Source organism: Burkholderia sp. HI2714 (genome assembly GCF_002223085.1).
Taxonomy (GTDB): domain Bacteria; phylum Pseudomonadota; class Gammaproteobacteria; order Burkholderiales; family Burkholderiaceae; genus Burkholderia; species Burkholderia lata_D.
On the sequence record NZ_NKFM01000053.1, the window covers coordinates 48,993 to 63,868 of the forward strand.

Consider the following 14,876-nt stretch of genomic DNA (forward strand, 5'->3'; position numbering starts at 1 on the left):
ACGACTTTCCTACGGTGCCTCCCATGCGACGACTCCTCACGCGCGCGCTGCTCGTGCGCTGCGCTCCCCTTGCTGCCCTCGCCGCGCTCTCCGCGTGCTCGAACCACATCGATTCGCCGGCCGATCCGGCGAGTGCGTCGGTCAACGTCCAGGCCGCATGGGTCGAGATCGGCGAGGCGAACCAGGCGATCGCGCGCGTCATCACGAACTACACGCCCGCGTCGGCCGGCGATCCGCTGTGCCCGCAACTGACCGTCGACGGCAAGCTGTCTCGCATGTCCGTACGCGCGGGCGCCGCAACCCTCGCCCAGCGGCCGACCGCCAGCGATCCGTCCGATTCGAAGCCGTCGAGCTTCCCGGTGTCCGTCTGCGAGATGACGCTGCCGGCCGGCGCGCAGGCGGCAAGCGTCGCGGGCCGCACGCTGCCGCTACCGAAGGCGCAGCCGCAACGCATCGCGATCATCGCCGACACCGGCTGCCGCATGAAGAAAGCCGACAACGCTTGGCAGGCGTGCAACGACGCGACGGTGTGGCCGTTCGACACGATCGCGGCCAGCGTCGCGAAGCTGTCGCCCGACCTCGTGATGCATATCGGCGACTACCACTATCGCGAGAACGCGTGCCCGCCGGACATCGCCGGCTGCAAGGACAGCCCGTGGGGCTATGGCTGGGATACGTGGCAGGCCGACCTGTTCCGTCCGGCCGCCCCGCTGCTCGCGAAGGCGCCGTGGGTCGTCGTGCGCGGCAATCACGAGGAATGCGCGCGGGCGGGCCAGGGCTGGTTCCGCTTCCTCGATCCGCGCCCGTATTCGGCCGCGCGCTCGTGCGACGATCCGGCCAACGACAACAACGCGAACTATTCGGAACCCTATGCGGTATCGCTCGGCGGCGGCTCGCAGGTGATCGTGTTCGACACCGCGAAGGTCGGCCGCACGCCGCTCAAGACGACCGACGCGCAATTCGGCATCTACCAGAAGCAGTTCCAGACGGTCGCCGCGCTCGCGTCGAAGGCCGGCATGACGACGACGATCTTCACGAACCACCATCCGATCCTCGCGTTCGCGCCGATCGCCGGCAGCACGCCCGCGCCGGGCAACCTCGCGCTGCAGTCGGTGATGTCGAGCCTCAACGCGCAGGCGTACTACCCGCCCGGCGTGCACGTCGCGCTGCATGGGCACGTGCACGACTTCCAGGCGATCAACTTCTCGTCCGGGCATCCGGCGACGATCGTGTCCGGCAACGGCGGCGACAATCTCGACGTCGCGCTGCCCGACCCGTTCCCGGCCGGCCTGACGCCCGCACCGGGCGCCGTGATCGAACGGCTGTCGCACAACAACAGCTTCGGTTTCCTGATCATGGAACGTCGCGCCGCCCCGGCGACCGGCTGGGTGTTCCACGCATACTCGGCAGCCGGCAAGCTGCTCGCGTCGTGCAACCAGTCGGGCACGACGCTCGCCTGCGACAAGACGGGATTCATTGCGCCGTGAGTGAAGTGGTTCGATGTGACGACCGCCATGCGGGCGGCCTGCAAACGCTGCGTACGCTGGCCACGACGGCCGTATTCGCGGGCCTGGCGCTCGCGGCCCACGCCGCACCGGCCGAAACGGTCCTGCTCCCCGGCGCGCCGCCTTCGCGAGTCGTCGACACGATCGGCAACGGCACGCCGCAGGTGACGGGCAAGATCGATGCGGCAACCGCGCGCTTCGCGCCCGACCCGACGCTCGTCGCGCTCGGCCGCCGGATCTTCTTCGATCCGCGGCTGTCCGAGCCGCGCGGCATGTCGTGCGCGGGCTGCCACGATCCGGGCCGCGCGTTCGCGCCGACGCTGTCGGCCGCCTCGCTCGCGGGGCCCGGTGTGCCGGAAGGCAGCCGGCCCGGGCGTTTCAGCCAGCGCAACGCACCGTCGCTGCTCTATGTGCGTTACGTGCCGCGCCGCCACTTCTACCAGGATGACGACGCGCCTGCGCCGTCGCCGTTCGGCGGCCTGTTCAGCGACGGCCGCGCCGATACGCTCGCCGAGCAGATCCGCGGGCCGCTGTTCGATCCGAACGAGATGAACAACCGGTCGCGGGCCGCACTGCTGCGCAAGGTCGACGCGACCGAACTCGCGCCCGATCTGGCCGCGCGTTTCGGCGCGCCGGTGCGGCGCGATCCCGAGCAACTGGTGCGTGCGCTGGGCCTGGCCGTCGAGGCCTATCTGCAGAGCGACGAGATGGCGCCGTTCACGTCGCGCTTCGATGTGTTCCTGCGCACGCGCAAACCGCTCGCGCCGGCCGAGATGCGGGGCCTCGCGCTGTTCCGGAATCCCGACAAGGGCAACTGCATGAGCTGCCATACGCTGTCGGAGACGTCGAGCCGCCCGGAGCGTTCGCTCTTCACCGATTTCGGCTACGACGCGATCGCGGTGCCGCGCAACCGCGCGCTGCCGGCGAACCGCGATCCGCGCCATTTCGACAACGGGCTGTGCGACACCGCACGGCGGCTGCGCTGGCCCGAGCCGACGCAATGGTGCGGCTACCTGCGCACGCCGGGGCTGCGCAACGTCGCGATCAAACAGACGTTCATGCACAACGGCGTGTTCTCGACGCTGCGCGACGCGGTCGCGTTCTATAACACGCGCTCGACCGACCCGGGCTTCTGGTATCACGGGGCCAGAACGTTCGACGACGTGCCGGCCGCCTACCGCGGCAACATCAACGTCAACTCGACGCCGATGAACCGCCGGCCCGGCACGCCGCCCGCGCTGAGCGACGCGGAAATCGACGACATCGTCGCGTTCCTCGGCACGCTGACCGACGCGCGCTATACGAAGGTAGCTGCCCCTGTTGCACCCGCTGCCCCTGCTGACCGGATCACGCGAACCGCCGTGCCGGCTCGCTGACCTGGCCGAACGGCCAGCCTGGACGCACCCGCTTGCGGTCACCGCAAACACTGGTTATATTTACAGTGCTGTATTTATGAACAGTGAGGTGCGCGATGGAACATCTGGTCCGTATCGTCAACGAAGCTGATCGCCAAGTGCTGGCGTGGCTCCGCGCTCAGGTCGGTGATACCCGCGTCGAGCGCGCGGCTCGCCAGCTCGGGCATACGCGCAAGCCATTCCCGTCCGCCGTATGCCGGTATCTGGGCATGAGCGCACCGGCCACGCTGCGCCAGGCCGAACGGCCGCGCGCCGCACGCGATTTCTCGGTCGGCGATCGTTACCTGTCGTTGATCCGCCAGCACCTCGCCACGCACTCGGCCAGCCGATGAAATGGCGGCGGCTGGCCACGTCGGTGGCCCGGAAAGCCGGGCGCCTTGCGAATTCGCAAGCCCGGCCGGTCGCCACCGCGCTTACGTGGCCGCCATGGCTTCCCGTACGAGGCGGCCGAGCGTTTCGAACGCCGCTTCGTGCGCCGCATCGAACACGCGCGTGCAAGCGAGCCGGATATAGCCGTCGAAGCGGTCGGAATTCGAGAAGATCGAGCCGGGCGCGATCCTGACCCCCTGCGCCAGCGCGGCGTCGAACAGCACCTCGGAGCGCACGCCGTCCGGCAGCGCGATCCACAGCAGCATCCCGCCCGGCGGCTGGTTCATCCGCGTTCCGGCCGGGAAATGCCGCGCAATCGCATCGATCGTCACGTCGCGCTGCACGCGCAACTGTTCGCGAAACCGGTGCAGATGGCGATCGAACGCGCCCGTGCCGACGAATTCGGCAGCAACGGCCTGCAGCAACGCGGCGTTGTGCCGGCTGTGCGCGAACTTCAGCATCTTCACGCGTGCGTGCCAGCGCCCCGCGCTTATCCAGCCCAGCCGCATCCCGGGGGCCAGCACCTTGTTGAACGACGGGCAGTAGATCACCGTGCCGTCGCGGTCCCATGCTTTCACCGGCTTGACCGGCTGCGGCGCCTCGACGAGCTCGCGATAAGGCTCGTCCTCGATCACGGCCACGCCATGGCGCGAGCAGAGCGAGACAAGCGCCGCCTTGCGCTCGTCGGGCATCACGCAGCCGAGCGGGTTCTGCAGGTTCGGCACGACGACCACGGCCCGAATGTCCGGGTACGCGGTCAGCGCCACTTCGAGCGCCTCGATCGACAGGCCGGTCGTCGGGCTGGCCGGAATTTCGAGCGCGCGCAGGCCGAGACTTTCGAGCAACTGGATCAAGCCGAAGAAGGCCGGCGATTCGATCGCGATCGTGTCGCCGGGGCGCGCCACCGCGCGCAACGCGAGACTCACGGCATCGACGCCGCCGCTCGTCGACATCACGTCATCCGGCGTCACCGCCACGCCGTACGACAGCGCGCGCTTGGCCATCGTCTGCCGGAATTCGGGCGAACCGCCGACGGGCCCCGCATCGGTCAGCAAGGTGGGCTTGCGCCGCAACAGCCGGATTGCGAGCGCCTGCAGGCGCTCGGCCGGATACAGCGTGGCCAGCGCGGACGCGCCGCCAAGGTTCAGCGCATCGGGCGCCGTGTTCGCACGGTCGATCACGCGCGACACGCGTTCGTGCAGCCCCGCGAACGGCGGCTCGACGCTCAGCGGCGGCCCGTCGCTTTCCGGCAGCGTTTCGAGCGCGGCCGACGCGCGGCGCCGCACGAAGTAGCCGGAGCGCGGCTTCGCCTCGCACCAGCCGGTATCCTCGAGCCGCCGGAACGCCTGGATCGCGGTCGACAGGCTCACGCCGTGCTGTGCCATGAACGCGCGCACCGACGGCATCCGGTCGCCGGGCGACAGCGTGCCGGCCGCGATGATGCGGCGGTAGTGCTCGGCGAGCCGTTCGTAAAGCGGCTCGCCGTCCATTGGCAACGGCGGGCGGGATGAATCGGTGAAAGGCGTCATGCAGCCGATCGTGCCCGCGCGGCCGATCGCACGCCAGATACAGATTCCGGGGAAACCCACCGATACAGCGACGCAAAATCGTCGCCTGCACCGCAACAGATTCCCGGCCCCTGAATCTGTCGTGCCGGTGCCGGTTTCCCTAACCTGATTGCACGCTGTCGCCTCGCCGTCGCGAGGCCGCGCAACCGGGAAAGGGAATCGCCATGCAGACGCATCACATTCGGCTCGACGCCGGACAAAGCCACTTTGCGTGGTTCGACAAGGGCAGCCAGGTGATCGTGCTGGACGGCGCGCTGGCGGTCACGCTGCGCCACGGCGGGCTCGACTGGCTGCCCGACGCGCCGCAGCACATTCGCCGCCTGCTCGACGAAGGCGAATGCCTGACGCTCGAGACGGCCGGCCACGTGGCGCTGTCGGCCGGCGGCACGGGCGCGGTCAGTACGACGGTCGTGGAACCGAACGAACAATCCGGCTTGCTCGCGGCATGGCGCGCGATCCTGCGCCGGCTGTCCGGACGGATACGCGGTGGCCATCACGTGCGCGAGCATTCCTGAAATGGCGAGATGTCGCGTCACAGTGGCGCGTCAGGCTGCCCCCGCATCATTCAGAAAAAGTCTGGCGCGATCCCGTTCGACCGCGCTCATACGAATCAACCGACTTTGACCGGTTCAACCGTCGCGCCCTACCTGCTACGCGACGGTCACGACATCACCGCACGCTCCTGCGCCGCTCGACCCATTCGAACACCGCCATCCCGGCCAGCATCGCGACGACGAACACGATCCCCTTCGCCGACCCGAAGCCGATCGACACGATCGCGGGTCCCGGGCAGAACCCGGCGATCCCCCAGCCGATACCGAACACGGCACTTCCGGCAACCAGCCGCACGGTGATCGCCCGCGCGGCCGGCAACTGCATCGGCAAGCCGAGCCACGTCCGCGCCCTGCGCTTCGCCCATGCGAACGCGAACACGGCCACGCCCGTCGCGCCGGCCATCACGAACGCGAGCGACGGATCCCAGCGGCCCGCCAGGTCGAGAAAACCCAGCACCTTCTGCGGATTGGCCATGCCCGACACGATGAGGCCGACGCCGAACAGCAGCCCCGCCAGAAACGCGAATCCTGCCTGCATGTCAGCCTCCCAGCACGTGTCGTCGCACGAAGACGGTCACGAAGCCCGCGACCATGAAGACCACCGTCGCGACCACCGAGCGCAACGCACCGCGCGACATCCCGCACACGCCGTGGCCGCTCGTGCAGCCGCCCGCATACCGCGTGCCGACGCCAACCAGCAGCCCGGCCGCCATCAAGTCGAACCACCCTGCGTCGACCTGCGGCGTCAGGCTGTTTCCGGCGACGTGCATCACGACCGGTGCGGCGATGAGTCCGACGACGAACGCGGCGCGCCAGTCGCGCTCACCGGCGCGCGCCGTGAACAGACCACCGACGATGCCGCTGATACCGGCAATCCGGCCGTTGAACGCGACGAGCCACGCGGCCGCGAGCCCGATCAGCACGCCGCCGGCCAGCGACAACCACGGCGTGAAATGAAGCGCATCAAGCTGCATCGCGCCGCCCCTTCGCGGCCGGGCCGCAGAACTGTTCGTACAACACGCCCATCACCGCGACCGCGGCCGGGCTGTCGAGCGAATAGTGAATGTTCTTGCCGTCGCGGCGCGTGCGGACCAGCGCGTTGTCCCGCAACACGCCGAGCTGCTGCGACAGGGTCGGCTGGCGGATATCCAGCGCTGTCTCGAGATCGCTGACGCACCGCTCGCCTTGCGACAGTTCGCAGAGCAGCAGCAGCCGGTCGGGATTCGACATCACCTTGAGCAGCGCGCAGGCCGATTCGGCGGCCGCGCGCATCGGGTCGGGTTCCAGCAACCCGGCGGAAAGATCGTCGTTCATTGGCGCGGGAGGACAATTAAAGAATCAATATTATATCAATTCATATAATGATACTCCCGCCGCTTGCCGACAGGCGGCCTTGCCCCCTCCTTCGCTCAGGCCTGCTCGCCCGCCATCGCCTTCGCGGCCGGCATGCGCGCCGCATCGGCACGCACCACGCCGAGCGCCAGCACCGCGATCCCCGCGATCACGCACGGCGCCGCGACGACCGCAAACGCAGTCGACAACGGCACGCCCATCGCCAGCATCGCGCCGCCCGCCATCGATCCGACGACCGAGCCGCCACGGCCGATCCCGTTCGCCCAGCTCACGCCGGTGGTGCGGCACTCGGTCGGATAGAACGCGGCCGACAGCGCATTCGCGCCGACCTGCGAACCCGACACGCAGAAGCCGGCCGCGAACACGGCGAGCGCGGCGCCCCACGGCGATGCGGCAAACACGCCGATCGCGGCGACGAATACGCCGGCCGCCGCATAGCTGCAGGCCAGTACGCGATGCGGATCGAAACGGTCCATCAGCCCGCCGAGGACGATCGCGCCGAGCGTGCCGCCGATCTGGAACATCGCGGTCACGCGCGCGGCCGTCTGCAGCGTCGCGCCGGTCGTGCGCAGCAGCGTCGGCAGCCAGCTCGACAACAGGTAGATCACGAGCAGGCTCATGAAGAACGTCAGCCACAGCAGCAGCGTGCCGCGCAGCAGGTCGGCGCTGAACAGGCGGCCGAGCGGCGACCCGGCCGGCTTGCCGGCGGGCGCGATGAACGACGCGTTCGCAAGATGCGGATCCGGCGCGATACGACCGAGCATCGCCGCGATCCGTTCGCGCGCCGCGCCTGTATTGACGAGATAGCGCACCGACTCCGGCAGCCGCCACGCGAGCACCGGCAGCAGCAGCAACGGCGCGGCGCCGCCGACGACGAGCACCGCACGCCAGCCGTGGTGTTCGATCAACGACGCAGCCGCGAGCCCACCGAGCGCGGAGCCGATCGTGAAGCCGCAGAACATCGTCGTCACCAGCAGCGAACGGCGCCGCGCCGGGCAGTATTCGGACGTCAGCGTGATCGCATTGGGCATCGCGCCGCCGAGCCCGAGCCCGGTCACGAAGCGCCACGCGATCAGCTCGGTCAGGCCGCCCGCGCTCGCCGATGCGGCGCTCGCGATGCCGAAGCACGCCACGCAGGCGAGCAGCAGCCGCTTGCGGCCGAACCGGTCGCCGAACGGCCCGAACACGAGCGCGCCGGCCATCAGCCCGGCGAGCCCCGCGCCGAACACCGGTGCGAGCTGCGCGGGCGACAGGCCCCATTCCGCACGGATGACGGGGGCGATGAACCCGATCGACGCGGTATCGAACCCGTCGATCGCGACGATCAGAAAGCACAGGACGACGATCGCGGCCTGAAACGGCGCCACGCGATGCCGGTCGATCCATTCGCTGACGTCGATGGACAGCGTATCGGCCATGATGGTGTCTCCTCCAGGAAGGCGGTCGCGCGTCGTGTCGTTGAAATGCGCGCCGCCGGAATCGGGCCAACCTCGCCGCGTTACGCGACGGACTTCAGGCAATCCTCCGCGCGCCAGCCGTGCAGCCAGTCGAGCGCATCGTAGAACTGCGCCTGCGTGCGGCCGACCCAGAGCCCGTTGCGCACTTGCCGCTCGACGCCCTTCGCGTGATAGATCCGCCCCATCTCGCGCGCCGAATACAGCACGCGCGCGGTACGCGGAATCCGCACACGTTCATACAGCGCGAACGCGGCCTCGAAGTCGCCATCGGTCCGGGCCACGGCCGCGCCGAGCGTCACCGCATCCTCGAGCGCCTGGCACGCGCCCTGCGCGATGTATTGCGTCATCGGATGCGCGGCGTCGCCGAGCACCGTTGCACGGCCTTCGCTCCAGCGTTCGACCGGATCGCGATCCGCGGTCGCCCAGCGCTTCCACGACGTCGGCCGGTCGAGCATCTGCTTCGGCAGCGGGTGGACGCCGTCGAAGTACGACAGCACTTCCTCCTTGCTGCCCTCGCGCACGCCCCAGGTTTCCTGTTCGCGGCTGTGGAACGTGACGACGAGGTTGTACTGCCGCCCGCCGCGCAGCGGATAGTGGACGAGATGGCAATGCGGGCCGGCCCACACGACCGGCGCATTGATCTGCAGGTCCTGCGGCATGTTGTCGACGTCGACCACCGCGCGATACACGACGTGGCCCGTCACGCGATGCGCGTCGCCGATCAGCGCATGACGGATCGCGGATTTCACGCCGTCGCAGCCGATCACCGCATCGGCACGATAACGTTCGCCATGCTGGTCGGTCACGGTCACGCCTTTTCCGTCCTGCTCGAAGCCGCACACCTGCGTGCTCGTCCGGAATTCGATCTGCGGATGATCCTTGACCGCCTCGTAGATCGACAGGTGAATGTCCGCGCGATGAATCACCGCATACGGATTGCCGAAGCGCTCACGGTATGCGGCGCCCGTATCGATGCGCGCCACCTCGCGCGCATCGACCGCATCCATCAGTTGCAGCCAGTCGGTAAACACCGCCCGGCTGCGCGCAGCCTCGCCGACGCCCAGCGCGTCGAGCGCGTTGAATGCATTCGCCGCGAGCTGGATCCCCGCGCCGATCTCGCCGATCCGATCTGCCTGTTCGAGCAGCTTCACGCGGATGCCCTGGCGCGCGAGCGCGAGCGCCGTCGCGAGCCCGCCGATGCCGCCGCCGATCACCAGCACGCGCCGGCCTTTGTCTTTTGTCTCGCCCATGTGTGTCTCCTGCTTCGTGTTACGCGACGTAATCCGGTTGCCGCTGTGGCTGTGCGGCCTCGAAAGCCGGCTCACGCCGCGCGTGCTCAAAAACCGCGAGGCTGCGCGGATACGCGCTCAGGTCGCAATCCATCCGCAACGCGTTCGCGACCTGCGGCACGAGGCACACGTCGGCGAGCGTCGGCCTGTCGCCGAAGCACCACGGGCCCTCGTCCGCGCGCGCGAGCAGCCGCTCGACGCCGGCCATCCCTTCCGCGATCCAGTGCCGGTACCACGCGGTCTTCTGCTGCGGCGTGACCTTCAGTTCGCCGTCGAGATAGCGCAGCACGCGCAGGTTGTTGACCGGATGGATGTCGCATGCGATCAGCGTCGCGAGTTCCAGCACGCGGGCACGAAGGTGCGGTTCGAGCGGAATCAGTCGAGGCGTCGGCTGGATCTGGTCGAGGTAGTCGAGGATCGCGAGCGACTGCCCGAGACGGAAATCCCCATCGACCAGCGCCGGCACCGCGGCCGACGGGTTCACGTTCGCGACGTACGACGCCTCGCGATGCTCGCCGGTGCGGATGTTCACCGGCAGCGTGTCGTACGGCAGCCCTTTCAGCGCGAGCGCGATGCGCACCCGGTAGGACGTCGAACTGTTGAAGAAGCTATGCAGTTGCACGATGTCGCCTTTCGGGGAAGATGCGTCAGACCACGCGCACGGTCAGTTCGCCGAGCCGTTCGACGCCGACCTTCATCACGTCGCCCGCAACCACCGCGCCGACACCTTCGGGCGTGCCCGTGAAGATCACGTCGCCCGGTTCGAGGCGGAAAAACTTCGACAGGTCAGCCACCGTTTCCGCGACCGACCAGATCAGGTGCGACACGTCGCTCTTCTGCTTCGTCGCGCCGTTGACGGTCAGCCACAGGCCGCCCTGTTCGAAGTGGCCGACATCGCTCGCCGGATGCACGGGCCCGATCGGCGCCGAGCGGTCGAATGCCTTGCCGATCTCCCACGGCCGGCCCATCTCGCGCATCTTCATCTGCAGGTCGCGGCGCGTCATGTCGAGGCCGACCGCGTAGCCCCACACATGTTCGAGCGCGCGCTCGAGCGGGATGTCCGAACCGCCCTTGCCGATCACCGCGACGAGTTCGGCTTCGTAGTGATAGTTCTGCGTCTGCGACGGATACGCGAGATCGAGCGTGTCGCCGTACGCGACCGGCACGATCGAGTCGGCCGGCTTGCAGAAGAAGAACGGCGGCTCGCGATCGGGATCGAAGCCCATTTCACGTGCATGGGCCGCGTAGTTGCGACCGACGCAATACACACGGCGTACCGCGAACTGCGCGTCGCTGCCGGCGACGGGGAGCGCCACGGGCGCTTCGGGCGGGAAAACGAAAGTCATGAATGGCTCCGGCGTCAATACGAATGAAGGGGGCACGCCGCAGCGACGGCGCACGGAAAAAGGAAACGAAACGTTGAAACCGGCCGGCGTCAGTCGCGCGCCTCGCGCAGCAGGTTCAGCGCGGACAGCACGGGCCGGTCGGAATAGCTGAACAGCACGCTGTCGGACGACGCCGACAGCCGCACGGGCACCCACGACGGCACGACGAAAATGTCGTGCGGCTCGAATTCGAAGGCGTTGCCGCCGATGTGCGCGGTGCCGCGGCCTTCGACGACGCAGTAGATCGTCGCGTCGGTGCTGCGGTACGTGCGGCCGTCGAAACCGGCCGGCAGGAACTGCATGAAGGTGGCGATCGTCGGCATCGGCCAGCCGCCCGTCGCGGGATTCACGTAGCGCAGCTTCACGCCGTCCCACGCATCAAGCTCGCCGTTCCGGTACAGCGCGTCGAGCGCTTCGCGGGTGCGGGCATACGGGTAGCTGAATACCGGCGACGTCGGATCGCTCGCGCGATGCCGCACCGGCACCATGTTGTGACCGAAGCGCGCAAAGCTGTTGCCTTCCGGGCGATTCACCGGCTGCACGGCTTCCGGGTAGTTCTCCGCGAAACCCGCGTCGAGGTTGGCGAGCAGCGGGATGTCGAGCCCGTCGAGCCACACGACCGGCTCGCCGCCCGCTTCCTCCGACGGATTGCCGTGGTCATGCCATGCCCACGACGGCGTGATGATGAAGTCGCCCGGCTGCATCGTCGTGCGCTCGCCGTTCACCGCCGTCCACGCGCCGCGCCCTTCGACGATGAAGCGCAGCGCCGACTGCGTATGCCGGTGGCTCGGCGCGATCTCGCCCGGCATGATCAGTTGCAGGCCCGCGTACAGGGTCGGCGTCATGCTCGACTTGCCGGGCAGCCCGGGGTTCTCCAGCACCAGCACACGACGCACGGCCTCTTCCGCGCTGATCACGCTGCCGGCCTGCATCACGAGGTCGCGCACCTGCGCGTACTTCCAGATCGCGGCCTGCGCGGCCGGCTGCGGGGATGTCGGCACGAGGTTGTGCAGCGATTCCCACAGCGGCGCCAGACGTTGCTCGGCGATCCGTGCGTAGTAGGCGGCGCGCGACGCGTCCGGGTGGGTCGTCATGATGTCTCCTTGGAGTCGGCCGATCGGCGTCGGCGCTATGTCGGGGCGGGAACCGTGCTGCAGTCCGTTAGCGGATTTATATTCGACCCAGGCATACCCGGTAAAATGGTAAAATCATCTGATCCATATGTTTATGGATATACCTACGCGCGACGAGGCATGCGATGGACTGGACCCACCGGCTGCGACTGCGGCATCTGCAGGTACTGTTGAGCCTTGCCGGCACCGGCAATCTGAGCCAGTCGGCGGTCGCGCTCGCGACCACGCAGCCCGCGCTGTCGAAATGGCTGAAGGAACTGGAAGAGGACATCGGGCTGCCGCTGTTCGAGCGGCATGCGCGCGGCCTGCGGCCGACGCCGTACGGCGAAGCGCTGATCGAGCATGCGCGCCGGGTCGAAGCGCAGCTCGACGTCGCGCGCGACGACATGGCCGCGCTGCGGGAAGGCGGCAGCGGCCTCGTGACGATCGGCACGTCGGGCGTGGCGGCGGCCGACACCGTGCCGCTCGCGGTGTCGCAACTGCTGAAACGGATGCCGCGCGCACAGGTGCGGCTCACCGAGAGCACGATGAACCAGTTGATGCCGCAGCTCGCACGCAGCGAACTGGATATCGTCGTGGGCCGCTCGGGGTCGACATCCGTCGATCCGCTGCTGCATGCCGAAGCGCTGTATGTCGATCCGGTCGTGTTCGTCGCGCGGCCCGGCCATGCGCTCGCCGGTGCGACGTCGGTCGGCTGGGACAACGTGCTCGCCTACTCGTGGATCGTATGGCCGTCAGGCACGCCCGTGCACAACGCGCTGGAGGCCGCGCTGTCGGCCGCCGGCCGCGTGCGGCCTCCGCACTGCGTCGAATCGAATTCGTCGATCCTCAACCTTACGCTGCTGAACAACACCGACCTGCTCGGCGTGGCGTCGCATCGTGCAGCGCAACGCTTCGCGCAATTGAACGCGATCCGGATCCTCCCGATGCAGCTCGAGGGCCAGGGCGCGGTGTCGATGTACTGGCACCCCGACAGCGCGAATCGCGCGGCCGTGGCCGCGACGATCGAGTGCCTGCGGGCCTGTGCGGCCCCGCAGGTCGGCGGATGGGAGAAAGTAAAGGTGGAATGAATGGCGCGGCCCGGTGTCAACCGGGCCGTGGTGCCGTGGTGCCGTGGTGCCGTGGTGCCGTGGTGCCGTGGTGCCGTGGTGCCGTGGTGCCGTGGTGCCGTGGTGCCGTGGTGCCGTGGTGCCGTGGTGCCGTGGTGCCGTGGTGCCGCGAAGCCTCACGCGCCGTCGCAGGATGCCGTACCGTCCAGCATCAGCGTGCCGACCCGCGCGGGCACGAGCGGCGTGCGCGGCACCGGCGGTGTCCAGCCGAACAGCGCCTGCGCGGCCGCACCACACACACGGCCCTGGCACGCACCCATCCCGCAACGCGATTGCAGTTTCGCGGCCGTCCAGCCCGGCGCTTGCGCGACGGCATCGAAACGCACGTCCTCGCAACGGCACAGCAACGTGTCGGGCCGCGCGAGCCGGCGGATTGGCTCGCGGATCGCAAAGCGCTCGCGCACGGCATCGGCAAACACCTGCCAGTGCGCCCGCTGCGTAACCAGCGCAGCCAACGGCGCCGTCTGCCCGGTCGCCGCCAAACCGGCGATTTCGCCTTCGACCATCGCCAGCTCGCTGCCGCCGACGCCCGTACACTCGCCCGCCGCAAAAACACCATCGCGGCTCGTACGCTGGTGCACATCGACCGCCACCGCGCCGTTGTCGATCCGGCAGCCGAGATGACTCGGCAGCACCGTATTCGGCACGAGGCCGAAGCCGCACGCGAGCCGGTCGCAATCGACCTCGAACTCGCGATCGCCCTGACGAATCCGCACGCGTTCGAGCCGCTTGTCGCCGAACGCCTCAACGACATGCGCATCGGGCCGATAGGCGGCGGTGACGAGTTTCGCGGCCTGCGCGAGCTTCGACGGCCAGCGCCACAGCCCTGCCCCGAAACCGGCCACGTCACCCCATGCGGCCTGTTCGAGCACGTGCGACACGCGCGCGCCGGCCTGACGGGCCGTCGCCGCGCTCGCCAGCAGCAGCGGCCCGCTGCCCGCGATCACCGTGCGCTGCCCGCGCACGTCGAGGCCGTACTTGATCAACGCCTGCAAACCGCCCGCGCCGGTGACACCCGGCAACGTCCAGCCAGGAAACGGCAACAGCAGCTCGCGTGCGCCGCAACAGAGAATCAGCGTGCGGAAATCGAGCAGCACCCCGCGTTCGTCGTCTTCGAGCAGCAGCGTGCCCGGCTGCGTTTCGGCGACGATGCGCGTCGCCGCGAGATGCGTGACGTTCGGCTGCCGCAACACGGCGAGCCGCTCGGCAGCGGCCGGCGTCGGCGCAACCGTTGCGCCTTGCCGCCAGATCTGCCCGCCCGCGCGCGGGTTGTCGTCGACGATCGCAACCGTCGCACCGCTGCGCGCGGCGGCCCGTGCGGCCGACAGCCCGGCCGGCCCCGCGCCGACGATCGCGACGTCGACGCTCAGTCGTTCCTGTTTCATCGCGTGCGCTCCACCTGCATTCCGTCGCGGCACAGCGTCTGGCAAGCCAGCCGGCGTCGGCCATCGATCGTCATCCTGCACTCCTGGCAGATGCCCATCCCGCAAAACGGCGCACGCGCCGCACCCGTGCACGACACGCGCGTCGTGTCGTCGCCGCTCGCCGCGACGGCGGCCGCGACGGTCGCGCCGTCGGCCACCGTCAACGGGCGGCCGTCCAGATGAATGATCATGTCAGCCTCCGCCGGGCCGCCCCAAGGAGGCTGACCGCCCCCGCGGGGGGCGCCGTGCAGGGGACTGGAGTCAACGCTGAAGCGCCAGCTCCGGTCGACCGCAAGCGAAATGAGCGTGGGGGTC

Annotated in this window: 16 protein-coding genes; 5 read left to right on the forward strand and 11 right to left on the reverse strand. The window is 68.9% G+C overall.

The features are described 5' to 3' along the window. Positions 1–23 precede the first annotated feature (23 nt). The 3 genes from CFB82_RS26985 to CFB82_RS26995 all read left to right on the forward strand — a co-directional run bounded on the left by CFB82_RS26985 (position 24) and on the right by CFB82_RS26995 (position 3,252). On the forward strand, positions 24–1,487 hold the full coding sequence (locus CFB82_RS26985; RefSeq protein WP_089485998.1) for a metallophosphoesterase family protein: 1,464 nt from the start codon (positions 24–26) through the stop codon (positions 1,485–1,487). After that, on the forward strand, positions 1,484–2,881 hold the full coding sequence (locus CFB82_RS26990; protein WP_174943822.1) for a cytochrome-c peroxidase: 1,398 nt from the start codon (positions 1,484–1,486) through the stop codon (positions 2,879–2,881). The genes CFB82_RS26985 and CFB82_RS26990 overlap by 4 nt, the downstream gene beginning before the upstream one ends. 95 nt (positions 2,882–2,976) lie before the next feature. Next, entirely contained in the window at positions 2,977–3,252 is a 276-nt protein-coding gene (locus CFB82_RS26995; RefSeq protein WP_089485999.1) for a hypothetical protein, read from the forward strand. Positions 3,253–3,333: 81 nt separating this feature from the next. Here CFB82_RS26995 and CFB82_RS27000 read toward each other — a convergent pair whose 3' ends face one another. Beyond that, positions 3,334–4,818 (reverse strand): aminotransferase-like domain-containing protein, encoded by a 1,485-nt coding sequence (locus CFB82_RS27000; RefSeq protein WP_089486291.1) that lies wholly within the window; start codon positions 4,816–4,818, stop codon positions 3,334–3,336. A gap of 203 nt (positions 4,819–5,021) precedes the next feature. Between CFB82_RS27000 and CFB82_RS27005 the strand changes: the two genes are divergently transcribed. Continuing rightward, on the forward strand, positions 5,022–5,372 hold the full coding sequence (locus CFB82_RS27005) for a hypothetical protein (RefSeq protein WP_089486000.1): 351 nt from the start codon (positions 5,022–5,024) through the stop codon (positions 5,370–5,372). A gap of 154 nt (positions 5,373–5,526) precedes the next feature. Here the strand turns inward: CFB82_RS27005 and CFB82_RS27010 are convergent, their stop codons facing one another. The 8 genes from CFB82_RS27010 to gtdA all read right to left on the reverse strand — a co-directional run bounded on the left by CFB82_RS27010 (position 5,527) and on the right by gtdA (position 11,989). Next, complete coding sequence (locus CFB82_RS27010; protein WP_089486001.1) at positions 5,527–5,949, reverse strand: DUF6691 family protein; 423 nt, start codon at positions 5,947–5,949, stop codon at positions 5,527–5,529. Position 5,950: 1 nt separating this feature from the next. Next, positions 5,951–6,385 carry a YeeE/YedE family protein gene (locus CFB82_RS27015; RefSeq protein ID WP_089486002.1) on the reverse strand — a complete coding sequence of 145 codons (435 nt, stop codon included), beginning with the start codon at positions 6,383–6,385 and terminating at the stop codon, positions 5,951–5,953. Continuing rightward, on the reverse strand, positions 6,375–6,725 hold the full coding sequence (locus CFB82_RS27020; RefSeq protein ID WP_089486003.1) for an ArsR/SmtB family transcription factor: 351 nt from the start codon (positions 6,723–6,725) through the stop codon (positions 6,375–6,377). The genes CFB82_RS27015 and CFB82_RS27020 overlap by 11 nt, the downstream gene beginning before the upstream one ends. 95 nt (positions 6,726–6,820) lie before the next feature. Then, positions 6,821–8,182, reverse strand: coding sequence for an MFS transporter (locus CFB82_RS27025; protein WP_089486004.1), 1,362 nt, complete (start codon positions 8,180–8,182; stop codon positions 6,821–6,823). Between the two features lie 80 nt (positions 8,183–8,262). Then, positions 8,263–9,471, reverse strand: coding sequence for a 3-hydroxybenzoate 6-monooxygenase (locus CFB82_RS27030; protein WP_089486005.1), 1,209 nt, complete (start codon positions 9,469–9,471; stop codon positions 8,263–8,265). Between the two features lie 19 nt (positions 9,472–9,490). After that, positions 9,491–10,132 carry a maleylacetoacetate isomerase gene (maiA, locus tag CFB82_RS27035; RefSeq protein WP_089486006.1) on the reverse strand — a complete coding sequence of 214 codons (642 nt, stop codon included), beginning with the start codon at positions 10,130–10,132 and terminating at the stop codon, positions 9,491–9,493. Positions 10,133–10,157: 25 nt separating this feature from the next. Then, positions 10,158–10,856, reverse strand: coding sequence for a fumarylacetoacetate hydrolase family protein (locus CFB82_RS27040; protein ID WP_089486007.1), 699 nt, complete (start codon positions 10,854–10,856; stop codon positions 10,158–10,160). Between the two features lie 89 nt (positions 10,857–10,945). Beyond that, complete coding sequence (gene gtdA, locus CFB82_RS27045) at positions 10,946–11,989, reverse strand: gentisate 1,2-dioxygenase (protein ID WP_089486008.1); 1,044 nt, start codon at positions 11,987–11,989, stop codon at positions 10,946–10,948. Between the two features lie 164 nt (positions 11,990–12,153). Between gtdA and CFB82_RS27050 the strand changes: the two genes are divergently transcribed. Then, positions 12,154–13,098, forward strand: coding sequence for a LysR family transcriptional regulator (locus CFB82_RS27050; protein ID WP_089486009.1), 945 nt, complete (start codon positions 12,154–12,156; stop codon positions 13,096–13,098). Positions 13,099–13,253: 155 nt separating this feature from the next. Here CFB82_RS27050 and CFB82_RS27055 read toward each other — a convergent pair whose 3' ends face one another. Both CFB82_RS27055 and CFB82_RS27060 read right to left on the reverse strand, forming a co-directional pair. After that, positions 13,254–14,522, reverse strand: a complete 1,269-nt coding sequence (locus tag CFB82_RS27055; RefSeq protein WP_089486010.1) for an NAD(P)/FAD-dependent oxidoreductase — start codon at positions 14,520–14,522, stop codon at positions 13,254–13,256. After that, positions 14,519–14,752 carry a 2Fe-2S iron-sulfur cluster-binding protein gene (locus CFB82_RS27060; protein ID WP_069251340.1) on the reverse strand — a complete coding sequence of 78 codons (234 nt, stop codon included), beginning with the start codon at positions 14,750–14,752 and terminating at the stop codon, positions 14,519–14,521. The genes CFB82_RS27055 and CFB82_RS27060 overlap by 4 nt, the downstream gene beginning before the upstream one ends. Positions 14,753–14,876 lie beyond the last annotated feature (124 nt).

Excerpts from the sequence above, each read along its gene's own strand:
- CFB82_RS26985 (WP_089485998.1), top strand. The coding sequence starts at position 24 with ATGCGACGACTCCTCACGCGCGCGCTGCTCGTGCGCTGCGCTCCCCTT.
- CFB82_RS26995 (WP_089485999.1), top strand. The coding sequence starts at position 2,977 with ATGGAACATCTGGTCCGTATCGTCAACGAAGCTGATCGCCAAGTGCTG.
- CFB82_RS27000 (WP_089486291.1), bottom strand. The coding sequence starts at position 4,818 with ATGACGCCTTTCACCGATTCATCCCGCCCGCCGTTGCCAATGGACGGC.
- CFB82_RS27005 (WP_089486000.1), top strand. The coding sequence starts at position 5,022 with ATGCAGACGCATCACATTCGGCTCGACGCCGGACAAAGCCACTTTGCG.
- CFB82_RS27010 (WP_089486001.1), bottom strand. The coding sequence starts at position 5,949 with ATGCAGGCAGGATTCGCGTTTCTGGCGGGGCTGCTGTTCGGCGTCGGC.
- CFB82_RS27015 (WP_089486002.1), bottom strand. The coding sequence starts at position 6,385 with ATGCAGCTTGATGCGCTTCATTTCACGCCGTGGTTGTCGCTGGCCGGC.
- CFB82_RS27020 (WP_089486003.1), bottom strand. The coding sequence starts at position 6,725 with ATGAACGACGATCTTTCCGCCGGGTTGCTGGAACCCGACCCGATGCGC.
- CFB82_RS27025 (WP_089486004.1), bottom strand. The coding sequence starts at position 8,182 with ATGGCCGATACGCTGTCCATCGACGTCAGCGAATGGATCGACCGGCAT.
- CFB82_RS27030 (WP_089486005.1), bottom strand. The coding sequence starts at position 9,471 with ATGGGCGAGACAAAAGACAAAGGCCGGCGCGTGCTGGTGATCGGCGGC.
- CFB82_RS27040 (WP_089486007.1), bottom strand. The coding sequence starts at position 10,856 with ATGACTTTCGTTTTCCCGCCCGAAGCGCCCGTGGCGCTCCCCGTCGCC.
- gtdA (WP_089486008.1), bottom strand. The coding sequence starts at position 11,989 with ATGACGACCCACCCGGACGCGTCGCGCGCCGCCTACTACGCACGGATC.
- CFB82_RS27050 (WP_089486009.1), top strand. The coding sequence starts at position 12,154 with ATGGACTGGACCCACCGGCTGCGACTGCGGCATCTGCAGGTACTGTTG.
- CFB82_RS27055 (WP_089486010.1), bottom strand. The coding sequence starts at position 14,522 with ATGAAACAGGAACGACTGAGCGTCGACGTCGCGATCGTCGGCGCGGGG.
- CFB82_RS27060 (WP_069251340.1), bottom strand. The coding sequence starts at position 14,752 with ATGATCATTCATCTGGACGGCCGCCCGTTGACGGTGGCCGACGGCGCG.